Source organism: Micromonospora sp. CNZ322 (genome assembly GCF_007827755.1).
Map to the genome: position 1 here is coordinate 226,466 of NZ_VITD01000001.1, position 12,628 is coordinate 239,093.

The following is a 12,628-nucleotide window of genomic DNA, read 5'->3' on the forward strand; positions in this document are numbered from 1 at the left end:
GGCCCGGCCGGGTCGCGCGGCGGGCTACCCTGGGCCGGGTGAACGCCCGTCCCCCGTACCCTCGCATCCACCGCCTCCGGGTGGCCCTCGCGGCGTCCTGCGCGGCGCTGCTGTTGACCGCCGGTTGCAGCTTCGGCGAGCCGGAGCCCGACCCGGCCGGCGAACCGCCCAACCTGCCGACCCCGTCCGCGTCGGCGAGCCCCGGCGGCGCCGGCCAGCAGGCGGTGGCGACAGTGCTCGCCAAGGGTCTGCGGGTGCCGTGGGCGATCGCCTTCCTGCCGGACGGCGGCGCATTGGTGACCGAGCGGGACAACGGCCGGATCCTCCAGGTCGGGCCCGAGTCCGGGCCGGACGGGCTGCGGGTCCGCCCGGTGCAGACGATCCCCGACGTGGCGGCGGCGGGCGAGGGTGGCCTGCTCGGCATCGCCGTCTCCCCCGACTACGCCCGGGACCGGACGGTGTTCGTCTACTACACCGCCGAGCGGGACAACCGGGTCGCCCGGCTGCAACTCGGCGGGCAGCCCACCCCGATCCTCACCGGCATCCCCAAAGCCAATGTGCACAACGGTGGTGGGCTCGGCTTCGGCCCAGACAAGCAGCTCTACGTCAGCACAGGCGACGCCGGTCAGCGCCCCCTCTCGCAGGACGTGAAGAGCCTCGGCGGCAAGATCCTCCGGATCACCCCGGACGGCAAGCCCGCCGCCGGCAATCCGTACCCCAACTCCCCGGTGTGGTCGCTGGGGCACCGCAACGTCCAGGGTCTCGCCTGGGACGCCGCGAAGCGGATGTACGCCGTCGAGTTCGGCCAGAACACCTGGGACGAGATCAACCAGATCACCAAGGGCGGCAACTACGGGTGGCCGGAGGTCGAGGGCCAGGCCGGCGACAAGCGGTTCACCGACCCGATCGCGCAGTGGGCGACGTCGGACGCGTCCTGCTCCGGTCTGGCCGCCACGGACCGGCTGCTGGTCACCGGCTGTCTGCGCGGCAAGCGCCTCTGGGTGATGGAGCTGACCGACACCGGCACCCTGCTCGGTCAGCCCAGTGAGCTGCTCACCAACCGCTACGGTCGGCTGCGTGCGGTGGCCGCGGCACCGGACGGGTCGCTCTGGGTCAGCACCTCCAACCACGACGGCCGGGGCGACCCTGCGGGCGACGATGACCGGCTCCTGCGGGTGGTCTTCGCGGGTGGTGACGGCGGACGCAGCTGATTGCGTCACCATCCGTTCAGGTTTGCCAAGATCTTCCGACGGGCAGGTCAGACTTTCAGCATGGACGGGCAACGCGACGATGGGCACGACGACGCCGATGACCGGGACGACCCGGTGACCGGCGACGATCAGCCGCGCCCGACGACGGGTTGGTGGGTCGGCGCGGCCGGCCCGCTGCGCCGCCTCGGGCTGATCGTCGCCGTCCTCGCCGTGGCCCTGGCGGGGGCGGTGCTCGGGGTGCTGGCCGGTGGCCAGGTGAGCACCGACATCGGCCCGTTCCGGGCCAATCTCAGCATCTCCCCCGCCCGGGACGGCGGCACCACCGTCGACATCCCGCCGCTCGGCGCGCTGCTGCTCGACAGCCACGACGGGCCGACGCATCTCACCGTCCGGCTGGGCGCCCTCGACCAGGGGCGCACCGAGGCGCTGATCGATGATCCGGCCAGCATCAGCCGGGCCAGCCAGAGCGCCGTGGAGGACGTCCGGTCCGGGGTGATGCGGCTCGGCCTGCGTACCCTCGGCGCGTCGGTGCTTGTCACGTTGATCCTGGCCGGGCTGATCTTCCGCGACGTCCGGCGCACCGCCTGGGCGGGTGGGCTGGCGCTGCTGGTCACCGCCAGCAGCCTCGGCACGGCGGCGGCGACCCTTCGTCCGCAGGCCATCGAGGAACCGCGCTACGAGGGGCTGCTGGTCAACGCGCCGGCCATCGTCGGTGACGCCCGCCGGATCGCCAACGACTACACCAAGTACGCGGAGCAGTTGCAGCGCCTGGTCGGCAACGTCAGCCAGCTCTACACCACCGTCTCGGCGCTTCCGCTGTTGGAGCCGACCCCGGGCACCACCCGGGTGCTGCACGTCTCCGACATGCACCTCAACCCGACCGGCTGGCAGCTGATCCGGACGGTCGTGGAGCAGTTCGGCATCGACGTGGTCATCGACACCGGGGACATCACCGACTGGGGCAGCGAACCGGAAGCCTCCTTCGTCGCCTCGATCGGCCTGCTGAAGAAGCCGTACGTCTTCATCCGGGGCAACCACGACTCCGGCAAGACCGCCGCCGCGGTGGCCCGTCAGCCGAACGCGATCGTGTTGAACAACACGACCACGACGGTCGCCGGGCTGACCATCGCCGGCATCGGCGACCCGCGCTTCACCCCGGACAAGAACACCTCCCCGGCCGGCAGCGGGTTGACCCAGCAGGTGGCCGACCAGGTGATCGGGACCGGCAACCAGCTCGCCGCGACGGTCCGCAGCTCACCGCGACCGGTCAACATCGCGCTCGTGCACGACCCGGCGTCGGCTGGGCCGCTCGCCGGCACCTGCCCGCTGGTGCTGGCCGGGCACACCCATTCCCGGCAGGTCTCCGAGCTGCCGCAGGCGCCCGGGCAGCAGCGCACCACGCTGATGGTGGAGGGCTCCACCGGCGGCGCCGGGCTGCGCGGCCTGGAGGGTGAGAAGCCCACCCCGCTGTCGATGAGCGTGCTCTACTTCGACCAGCAGAAGATGCTCCAGGCGTACGACACCATCACCGTCGGCGGTACCGGGCAGGCCCAGGTCAACCTGGAACGACGCCTGGTGGAGAACCCGGCCGCCGGCGTCCCCGCCACACCCACGCCCACGCCGAGCGGCGGCGTCCCCGCCACACCCACGCCCACGCCGACCGGCTGAGCCGACGTCGACGCCCGCCAGCCCAGCGGACCGGCGGGCGGGCGACGGGTCAGCGGAGGGCGATGGCGGCCAGGGCGGCGTTGACGATGCTGCCGGGCAGCAGGTCGTGCAGTTCGTACAGCTCGGCGACGCTGCCGGACTGGCCGAACTCGTCCACGCCGAGCGGCACCGCCGGTGCGCCGACCGCCGAACCGAGCCAGGCCATCGCGTGCGACGCGGCGTCGTGCACTGTCACCACCGGCACCCGATCGGCGAACGCGGACCGCAGCGCGCCCGGCACGCTGGGCACCGTGGCCGTCCGTACGCCCTGGCGAAGGGTGCGCTGCCAGGCCCGGTAGAGCCGGTCCAGCGAGGTCACGTCCACCACGTGCGCGGCGATGCCCTCGTCGGCCAGCTCCGCCGCGGCGGCCAGCACCTCGGGCAGCACCGCGCCGGAAGCGGCCAGCTGCACCACCGGGGCGTCGACCAGGTGCGGGTACGCCTGGTGGGCGTCGACCAGCCGGTACGCCCCGGCGACGACCTGCCGGCGCAGCACCGCGTCGCCGAGCCGCGCCCGCGCCGCCTCGAACGGCGCCTGGTCCAGCGGTCGGGTGCTCAACCGGAAGTAGTACGCGCCGTCCTCGGCGGGTGCGGCGGTCGCGGCCGGGGCCGACCCGCCGGCGATCTGACCGAGCGCGTCGCAGAGCAGCCAGTCGAGGGTGGCCGCGTACGCCGGCTCGATGAAGGTCACCCCGGGCAGCTCCAGGCCGACCGAGGCGGTGATCGTGGACTGGTGGGCGCCGCCCTCGGGGGCGAGGGTGATGCCGGACGGGGTGCCGGCCACCACGAACCGCGAGCCGGAGTAGGTGCCGTACAGGAACGCGTCGAGGCCGCGCAGCACGAACGGGTCGTAGACAGTGCCCACCGGCAGCAGCGGCTGCCCGGACAGGTCCCAGGACAGCCCGAGCTGGCCGAGCAGCAGGAACAGGTTCATCTCCGAGATGCCCAGCTCGATGTGCTGCCCAGCGGGGCTCTCCGTCCAGCGCAGCATCCGGTCCTCGGTCCAGGAACGCTGCTCCGTGGGGGCGAACACCCCGGTCTTGTTGATGAACCCGGCGAGGTTGGTGGAGGTGGCCACGTCCGGGGCGGTGGTGACCAGGTAGCGGCCCACCTCCCGGTCCCGCGCCAGGTCCACCAGCACCCGACCGAAGACCTCCTGCGTGGATATCGGCTTGTTGGCGCGTACTCCAGTGCTTTCCGGGACGGTGACCCCCAGCGCACGCTCGCGTGGCGCGCGGGACAGCGCCTCCCGGCGGGCGCCGGCCTGGATCCCGGCGGGTGACGCCGGGTCGAGGCGGTCCCACTCGGTCTCGGCGGTCAACCCCTGCGCGGCGCGCAGCGTGTCGACCTGCTCCGAGCTGAGCAGCGCGGAATGGTTGCGCGGATTGCCGGCGATGGGCAACCCCCAACCCTTCACTGTGTACGCGAAGACGACGCTGGGTCGGTCGGTGACCGCGTCACACTGGGCGTACGCGTCCAGCATCGCCTGAAGGTCGTGCCCGCCCAGGTCGGTGACGAGCGGGCCGAGCTCCTCGTCGGAGACGTCGGCGATCAGCTCGGCGATGCCGGCCGGAGCGCCGTCCAGGAACTGCTTGCGCAGCGCCGGCCCGACCAGCCCGAACAGCGACTGGTACTGCTCGTTGGGCATCGCGTCGATCCAGTCGCGCAGCGCCTCGCCGCCCGGCCGGGCGTACGCCTCGGCGAGCCGGCGGCCGTACTTGACCTCCACGACGTGCCAGCCGGCCGCCTCGAACTGGCCCCGCCACTGGTTGATCCGGATGCCGGGGACCACCCGGTCCAGCGACTGGCGGTTGAAGTCGACGAGCCACATGACGTTGCCCAGCCCGGTGGTCGCCGGGTCGGCCACCGCCTCCCAGATGTTGCCCTCGTCCAGCTCGGCGTCGCCGATCAACGCCACGAACCGGGAGTGCGGGCGGGCCCCGAAGTGCGCGTCGACGTACCGCCGGGTGGCGGCGGCGAAGAGCGGCGCCGCCGCGCCCAGGCCAACCGAGCCGGTGGAGAAGTCCACATCGTCCGGGTCCTTGGTGCGCGACGGGTACGACTGGAGGCCGCCACGGGCCCGCAGCCGGGGCAGGTAGGAACGGTCCAGGTTGCCGAGCAGGTACTGGATGGCGTGGAACACCGGCGACGCGTGCGGCTTCACGGCGACCCGGTCCTCGGCGTCCAGGTGCGCGAACCAGAGCGCGGTCATCGCCGTGACCAGGGAGGCGCTGGACGCCTGGTGACCGCCGACCTTCACACCGTCGCCGGTGGCCCGGTCATGGTTGGCGGCGTCCACGATCCGGGTGGCGAGCCACAGCACCCGCCGCTGGATCTCGTCGAGGACATCGAGGTCGTGCTCGGTCACGGTGGCTCCATCCAGGCGTCGCCGTTGACGCCCTCGCGAGGGGTGCGGGGTGGCCGCGTAGTCGACAGGGGGTGGCGGAAGGCCGCCGCCGGGTCGCGGCGGCGGCCTGCTCCGGGTGGGTCTCAGCCCTGGACGCCGAGGCGCTCCAGGATCAGCTCACGCAGGGTCTTCGCGTCGGCCTGACCACGGGTGGTCTTCATGACCGCGCCGACCAGCGCGCCGACCGCCGCGACCTTGCCGCTGCGGATCTTGTCGGCGATGCCGGGGTTCGCGGCGATCGCCTCGTCCACGGCGGCGGTGAGCGCGCCGGTGTCCGACACGACCTCCAGGCCCCGGTTGGTCATGATCTCGGTGGGCGAGCCCTCACCGTCGACCACGCCCTCCAGCACCGTGCGGGCCATCTTGTCGTTGAGCTTGCCGGCGTCGACAAGCCCCTGAAGCTCGGCGACCTGGGCGGGGGTGGCACCGATCTCGGCCAGCTCCACGCCACTCTCGTTGGCCCGGCGGGACAGCTCACCCAGCCACCACTTGCGAGCCGCGGCCGGAGTGGTGCCGGCGGCCACGGTGGCCTCGATCAGCTCGACCGCGCCGGCGTTCAGCACCGACTGCATGTCCAGGTCGGACAGGCCCCACTGCTCCTGGAGCCGACGCCGGTGCACCCTGGGCAGCTCCGGCAGGGCGGCCTTCAGCTCGGCGACCCAGGCCGGGTCCGGGGCGATCGGCACCAGATCCGGCTCGGGGAAGTACCGGTAGTCGGTCGCCGTCTCCTTCGAACGTCCGGGGGTGGTGTCACCGGTGTCCTCGTGGAAGTGGCGCGTCTCCTGGGTGATCCGGCCGCCCGCGTCGAGCACCGACGCCTGCCGCAGCATCTCCGAGCGGACCGCCCGCTCCACCGACCGCAGCGAGTTGACGTTCTTCGTCTCGGTACGGGTGCCCCACTCCGCGCCCGGCAGGTTGAGCGAGGTGTTCACGTCACAGCGCAGCGAACCCTCCTCCATCCGCACGTCGGAAACGCCGAGGGTGCGGATCACGTCACGCAGCTCGGCGACGTACGCCTTGGCCACGTCGGGGGCGAGCGCACCGGTGCCCGTGATCGGCTTGGTGACGATCTCGACCAGCGGGATGCCGGCCCGGTTGTAGTCGACGAGCGACTCCGTCGCGCCGTGGATGCGGCCGGTGGCGCCGCCGACGTGCAGCGTCTTGCCGGTGTCCTCCTCGAGGTGCACCCGCTCGATCTCGATCCGCACCGTCTCGCCGCCCACCTCGACGTCCAGGTAACCGTCGACGCAGATCGGCTCGTCGTACTGGCTGATCTGGAAGTTCTTCGGCATGTCCGGGTAGAAGTAGTTCTTCCGGGCGAACCGGCACCACTCGGCGATCGAGCAGTTCAACGCCAGGCCGATCCGGATGATCGCCTCGATGGCCGCCTTGTTGGCCACCGGCAGCGAACCGGGCAGGCCCAGGCACACCGGGCAGACCCGGGTGTTCGGCTCGCCGCCGAAGTCGGTCGGGCAACCGCAGAACATCTTGGTGTTCGTGCCCAGCTCGACGTGGGTCTCCAGGCCGATCACCGGTTCGAAGCGCGCAACGACCTCGTCGTACGCGGGCAGTGTCGTGGTCATGAGACGCTCCAGGCGCGATCCGGACAGAACCTGTCCAGCCTAATGGGGTTGCCCGATCAATCCTCGGCCGGGTTTCGTCCGGCGTGCGTGGCGTCACCGACGGCAGGGTACGGAGCGACCATGACGAATACGGGGAGAGAGCGAGGAGTGCAGGTCCGGCCGGTGCTCGTCGGGGTGGTCGCGGTGTGGGCGGTGGCCGTCGTGGTGACCCTGATCGGCTGGTTCGCCTCCGGAGAGGACCGCCAGCCGGACACGACCACCGAACTGGTGATCGGCATGGTGCTGCCCGGGGTGGTGGCGGTGGTGATCGCGTACGCCGTGGTGCAACTGGTGAACCGGCGGCGTCGGAATCGGGGGCGGCCGTGACGAGCGGGGGACGTGTCGCCGCTGACGAACAGGTGACGCGAGGGCGGCAACGCCGCAGCACCTACGTCGTCGCCGCGGTCGTCGTGGTCGGCGCGGCCGTGATGGGCACCGCCGCGATGACCGACGGCGACAGCGGGCGGTCCGACCTCCTCGCGGCGTTCGGGCTGATGCTCATCCCGCCGTTGGTCGGCGCGGCCGTCGCCCTCGTCTTCGGCCGCCGGCTGCTCAGGCGGCTGCCCCGGACGGCCGGTGCCGACCCGACGACGAGGCGACGGATCGCGCAGGCGCTACGCGACGGGTCCACCGACGACCCTCGCCTGGACGCGCTGGCTCGCAAGGAAGCTCGAACCCGGGTCAGTCAACGCTGGCTGCTGTTGCTGTTCGTGGGAGGCCTCCTCACCCAGGTGGGGCCCCTGGTGAGCCCGGTCCGCCCGTACGGCCGCCTGCTGGCCGCACTGCTGATCCTGCTCTGGGGAGGTGCCGCCTGGTGGCGCTGGCGTGGTCTGCGGGCGGCCCGCCGCTACCTCGCCGGGCCGCCCACCCAGCCCTGATCGGCGCCCAACCCGCCCAGACGCGCGATCGGCGCCGAGGGACAGGTCCCTCGACGCCGATGCGGTCAATTTCGTTCTACAGCGCCGGTGGGGTGAACGTGCCGACGGCGGACTCCAACGCGGCGGCGACCCGGTACATCCGGTCGTCGGCCATCGTCGGGGCCATCACCTGCAGACCGACCGGCAGCCCCTCGGAGAGCCCACAGGGCACCGAGATGCCCGGCCCGCCGTACAGATTCGTCGGGATCGTGTAGAGGTCGGCCAGGTACATCTGGTACGGGTCCGCGGTCCGCGCACCCATCGGGAATGCCACCGACGGGGTGGTCGGCGAGATCAGCGCGTCGACCCGCTCGAACGCCGCGTTGAAGTCCCGGGTGATCAGCGTCCGGACCTTCTGCGCCTGCCCGTAGTACGCGTCGTAGTAACCCGACGACAGCGCGTACGTGCCGATCATGATGCGGCGCTTGACCTCCGGGCCGAAGCCGGCCTCCCTGGTCAGCGACATGACCTCCTCCAGCGACCGGTTGCCGTCGTCGCCGACCCGCAGGCCGAACCGGACGCCGTCGAACCGGGCCAGGTTGGAGGAGCACTCGCTCGGGGCGATCAGGTAGTACGCCGGCAGGGCGTACGCGAACGTCGGGCAGGACACCTCGACGACCTCGGCACCCATCTTGGTCAGCGCGTCCACCGACTCACGGAACGCGGCCATCACGCCCGGCTCGGCGCCCTCGCCCACGAACTCGCTCACGATGCCGAGCCGCACACCGGTCAGGTCACCGGTAGCGCCGAGCTTCGCCGCAGCCACCACGTCCGGCACCGGCTGCGGGATCGAGGTGGAGTCGCGCGGGTCGTGCCCGCCGATCACCTGGTGCAGCACTGCCGCGTCGAGCACCGTACGGGCACACGGGCCGGGGGTGTCGAGCGACGAGGAGAAGGCCACCAACCCGTAACGGGAGGTGCCGCCGTAGGTGGGCTTGGCACCCACGGTGCCGGTGACCGCGCCGGGCTGGCGGATCGAGCCGCCGGTGTCCGAGCCGATCGCCAGCGGCGCCTCGTACGCGGCCAGCGCGGCGGCGCTGCCACCACCCGAGCCACCCGGGATCCGGCTCAGGTCCCACGGGTTGTGCGTCGGGCCGTACGCCGAGTATTCGGTGGAGGAGCCCATCGCGAACTCGTCCATGTTGGTCTTGCCGAGCATCACCGTGCCGGCCTCCCGCAGCCGCTGCACGATCGTCGCGTCGTACGGCGGGCGCCAGCCCTCCAGGATCTTCGACCCCACGGTGGTCGGTACGCCCCGGGTGGCGAGCACGTCCTTGACCGCGACCGGCACACCGGCGAGCGGGCCCAGCTCCTCGCCGGCGGCCCGGCGCTCGTCCACAGCGCGGGCAGCGGCGAGCGCGCCCTCGGTGTCGACGTGCAGGAAGGCGTGCACCCGGTCGTCGACAGCGGCGATCCGATCCAGGTGCGCCTGGGTCACCTCGACGGCGGAGGTCTCGCCCCCGGCGACCAGGCTCGCGATCTCCGTCGCGGTCATTCTGGTCAAATCGCTCTTGCCGGTCAGTTCGCTCATGAGGCCACATCCTCGGTCAGGATCCGCGGTACGCGGAACCGCTGGTCCTCGGCGTCGGGCGCGCCCGACAGCGCTTCCTCCGGGGTCAGGCACGGCGTGACGACGTCCTCGCGGAAGATGTTGGTCAGCGGCACCGAGTGCGAGGTCGGCGGGATGTCCGCGGCGGCGACCTCGCCAACCTGGGCGACCGCCTGGAGGATCACGTCGAGCTGGCCGGCGAACGTGTCCAGCTCCTCCTCGGTGACGGCGAGCCGCGACAGGCGCGCCAGGTGCGCGACCTCCTCGCGGGAGATGGCGGCCATCCGTGCCCCCTTCTGAATTCCTGCTGGTCGGGCGGTGTGCCGGCCGCGCGACAGGTGGAGCGTGACACGCGGTGACCGGAGCGAGTCTATTGTTTCGCTCCGGTGCCGCGTCCCCGACTCCCCCTCCAGCGACCCTCGTGCCGGGTCAGCGGGTGGGGCGGCGAGCGACATCCGGCTGCGAGTGTCCGCCGGTCGGGCGGACCGGCCGGTACCGGGCCAGCCAGGTGACCAACTCCTCGGCCGGCATCGGCCGGGCGTAGAACCAGCCCTGAGCGGCGTCGCAGCCGGCGGCGTGCAGCATTCGCCAGGTCCGTTCGTCCTCCACACCCTCGGCCACCACCCGCAGCCCCAGAGCGCCGGCCAGCTCGATCATCGACCGGACGATCGCCGCGTCGTCGGCGTCGTCGGCCATGCCGAGGACGAAAGACCGGTCCACCTTCACCTCTGACAGCGGCAGGCGGCGCAGGTGCTGGAGCGAGGAGTAGCCGGTGCCGAAGTCGTCCAGCGCGATGGCCACCCCGATCCGGTGCAGGCGGGAGATGGTGGCCAGCACCCGGCGCGGGTCGGCCATCAACGCGCCCTCGGTGATCTCGACCTGAAGCCGCTCGGCCGGCACCCCGTAGCGGGCCAGCCGGTCGGCGATCTGGTCGGCGATCTCGCCGGTGTGCAGGTCGCGCACGCTCACGTTGAGCGCCGCGCGCAGGCCGATGCCGGCCGCCGACCACTTGGCGAGCTGCTCCACCACGTCGTCGACGACACGACGGGTGAGCAGTCGCATCACGGCGCTCTGCTCAGCGACCCGGATGAGTTCCTCCGGGTCGACCATGCCCCGCCGGGGATGCCGCCACCGCAGCAGGGCCTCGACGCCGACCACCTCGCCGGTCGCGATGGCGATCTGCGGCTGGTAGTACATGGTGATTTCCCCGGCGTCGTCGGCCGGCTCATCGTCCGCGTGCGCCCACCCGGTCGATTCGAGTGGCTGCCCTGGCGTGCCCGGCCCGACGTCCCGCCGAGCCCCGTTGCGCCCCTTGCCCGCGGCGCCCCCGTTCGGGGACCGCCGACCGATCCCGCCCCCGGCGCGCCGCTCCCGGACCGGGCCGGAACGGGCGCCGGCGACCGTGGCACGGGCGTTGCGGCCTCGGATCGGGTCGGCTCCGGTGGCGATCCGATTGATCAGCTCATCGGAGTGCACCAGCTCGGCGTCGGTGCGCCGACGGCGTGCCCACCACCGGGCAGCTCCCGGCCGTGCTGTGGCGACCGCCGACGCCGGGTCCGCCGCTGGCGCGGACCGCTCCGACGCCGCGGCGGGCAGCGCGCCCTCGGCCGGGGTGCCGGTGGGCAGCGCCGCCCCGTCACCGCCGCGCACCTCCGCCGACTCGACAAGGGGTACGTCGGCAGTCCGCTCGGCGTCGCTCGGCACGCCGTGCCGGCCGTTCCCGTCCGGCTGCGCACCCTCGCCCTGGCCCTGAACCGCCGACTCGGCGTCGGCATCGAACGGCCCCTCGGCCGGAGGGCTGGTCTCCAGTACGCGGCGCAGGTCGGCGAGGAGGCCGAGTCGCTCAGCGGAGTTGTGGTCGGACTCCGGGGCGTACACGGCCACCGTGTCGTTGCGGTGCTTGGCGTCGTACATCGCGACGTCGGCGTGGCGCATCAGGGTGGCGAAGTCCTCGCCGTGCTCCGGGAAGAGGGCGATCCCGATCGACCCGCCCACGTCCAACGGCAGCCCGTCGAGCGGCACCGGCTCGGCCAGCGCCTGAACCACCCGGTCGGCCAACTCCCGCGCCTGACCGACGTCGGTCAGCCCGGTCATCACTATGGCGAACTCGTCACCGCCCAGCCGGGCGATCATCTGTGGTCGGGGCTGCATGTCGGTGAGCCGGGCGCTGACCTCGACCAGCAGCCGGTCGCCCACGGCATGCCCGAGGGCGTCGTTGACGTTCTTGAAACGGTCCAGGTCGATCAGCAGGAGCGCGAGCTGCCCGTCGGGTTCACCACGGGCGGTCCGCTCGGCATGCAGGTGCACCTGCTCGGCCACCTCGGCCAGCAGAGCCTTGCGGTTGGGCAGCCCGGTCAGCGGGTCGGCGGCGGCGAGGTGCTGCTGTTCGTTTGTCAACCGCGCCATCCGGTAGACGGCGAAGAGCGGCACCAGCACCAGCGGGATCAGCGCGGCGCTGACCCGCGCCGCCGCGACCAGCACCGGGGCGAGCAGCAGCAGTGAGCCGGTGGAGAGCAACTCGAAGCCGAGGCCCTGGCGGACGGTGGGCCACCAGCGGTCCCCGAACCGCAGCCGCACCGCCCAGCTGACCAACCCGTAGTTGACGACGAACCAGGCCAGCGCGGCACCGCCGACGGCGGCCACGTCGGTCCAGTGCAACCGCCCACCGGAGAAGATCGTGCCCGAGCCGAGCTGGATCACGCCGTAGGCGGCAGCGAGGGCACACGCGTACTGGCCGACGTTGAACGCCGTGCGCCACGCCGCGTGCCGCATCCGCCAACCCGAGACGACGACGCCCACCGCCTGCACCACCACCGCCGGGCCGAGACCCCAGCCGAGCAGGATCGCGAAGGTGAAGCAGGTGGACGGGAACACCGCCGACGTCTGCCGGCGCCCCGGTGGCACGAACGGGCGCGCGTCGCAGACCACGGCGAGCGCGGCCATCGTCCAGAACGCCACCGGCAACTCGGACAACTCGCCGGGGAGCGTCGCGAGTGGAACGGCGGCGGTCAGCGCGGCGACCGCCAGGATGCCGGCGATGAAGGCGGCGAACGGTGCGACCCGTCCCGCAGGAAGCGAGTTGCGTGGGTCGGCGACCTCCACCACACCTCCCGACCGACCATCGGCGTGCCGGTGCGCGCGCCGTGACCCAATGAAACGCCCTCGGCCCCCAGTTTCCCGGTATGACAGTCACGAATCGGTCGTAGTCGTAATTA

General features: G+C 72.4%; 9 protein-coding genes. 4 read left to right on the top strand and 5 right to left on the bottom strand.

The window, feature by feature from the left end:
* Positions 1-38: 38 nt before the first annotated feature.
* Positions 39-1,211 (top strand): PQQ-dependent sugar dehydrogenase, encoded by a 1,173-nt coding sequence (locus tag FB453_RS01060; protein WP_112582486.1) that lies wholly within the window; start codon positions 39-41, stop codon positions 1,209-1,211.
* Positions 1,212-1,271: 60 nt separating this feature from the next.
* On the top strand, positions 1,272-2,879 hold the full coding sequence (locus FB453_RS01065; protein WP_145786845.1) for a metallophosphoesterase: 1,608 nt from the start codon (positions 1,272-1,274) through the stop codon (positions 2,877-2,879).
* Positions 2,880-2,928: 49 nt separating this feature from the next.
* Here FB453_RS01065 and FB453_RS01070 read toward each other — a convergent pair whose 3' ends face one another.
* Both FB453_RS01070 and gatB read right to left on the bottom strand, forming a co-directional pair.
* Positions 2,929-5,286 (bottom strand): transketolase-like TK C-terminal-containing protein, encoded by a 2,358-nt coding sequence (locus tag FB453_RS01070; protein WP_145786848.1) that lies wholly within the window; start codon positions 5,284-5,286, stop codon positions 2,929-2,931.
* A 122-nt stretch (positions 5,287-5,408) separates the two neighbouring features.
* On the bottom strand, positions 5,409-6,908 hold the full coding sequence (gene gatB / locus FB453_RS01075; protein ID WP_112678739.1) for an Asp-tRNA(Asn)/Glu-tRNA(Gln) amidotransferase subunit GatB: 1,500 nt from the start codon (positions 6,906-6,908) through the stop codon (positions 5,409-5,411).
* A gap of 120 nt (positions 6,909-7,028) precedes the next feature.
* Here gatB and FB453_RS01080 point away from each other — a divergent pair, with 120 nt between their 5' ends.
* Positions 7,029-7,274, top strand: a complete 246-nt coding sequence (locus FB453_RS01080) for a hypothetical protein (protein ID WP_145786850.1) — start codon at positions 7,029-7,031, stop codon at positions 7,272-7,274.
* Positions 7,271-7,825, top strand: coding sequence for a hypothetical protein (locus FB453_RS01085; RefSeq protein ID WP_145786852.1), 555 nt, complete (start codon positions 7,271-7,273; stop codon positions 7,823-7,825). The genes FB453_RS01080 and FB453_RS01085 overlap by 4 nt, the downstream gene beginning before the upstream one ends.
* Positions 7,826-7,901: 76 nt before the next feature.
* Here FB453_RS01085 and gatA read toward each other — a convergent pair whose 3' ends face one another.
* The 3 genes from gatA to FB453_RS01100 form a co-directional block, all read right to left on the bottom strand.
* Entirely contained in the window at positions 7,902-9,395 is a 1,494-nt protein-coding gene (gene gatA, locus FB453_RS01090; RefSeq protein ID WP_145786854.1) for an Asp-tRNA(Asn)/Glu-tRNA(Gln) amidotransferase subunit GatA, read from the bottom strand.
* Positions 9,392-9,697, bottom strand: coding sequence for an Asp-tRNA(Asn)/Glu-tRNA(Gln) amidotransferase subunit GatC (gene gatC, locus FB453_RS01095; protein ID WP_091393256.1), 306 nt, complete (start codon positions 9,695-9,697; stop codon positions 9,392-9,394). Before gatC ends, gatA begins: the two co-directional genes overlap by 4 nt.
* A 145-nt stretch (positions 9,698-9,842) precedes the next feature.
* Positions 9,843-12,515, bottom strand: a complete 2,673-nt coding sequence (locus FB453_RS01100; RefSeq protein ID WP_145786856.1) for a GGDEF domain-containing phosphodiesterase — start codon at positions 12,513-12,515, stop codon at positions 9,843-9,845.
* Positions 12,516-12,628 lie beyond the last annotated feature (113 nt).

Excerpts from the sequence above, each read along its gene's own strand:
- FB453_RS01065 (WP_145786845.1), top strand. The coding sequence starts at position 1,272 with ATGGACGGGCAACGCGACGATGGGCACGACGACGCCGATGACCGGGAC.
- gatB (WP_112678739.1), bottom strand. The coding sequence starts at position 6,908 with ATGACCACGACACTGCCCGCGTACGACGAGGTCGTTGCGCGCTTCGAA.
- FB453_RS01080 (WP_145786850.1), top strand. The coding sequence starts at position 7,029 with ATGACGAATACGGGGAGAGAGCGAGGAGTGCAGGTCCGGCCGGTGCTC.
- gatA (WP_145786854.1), bottom strand. The coding sequence starts at position 9,395 with ATGAGCGAACTGACCGGCAAGAGCGATTTGACCAGAATGACCGCGACG.
- gatC (WP_091393256.1), bottom strand. The coding sequence starts at position 9,697 with ATGGCCGCCATCTCCCGCGAGGAGGTCGCGCACCTGGCGCGCCTGTCG.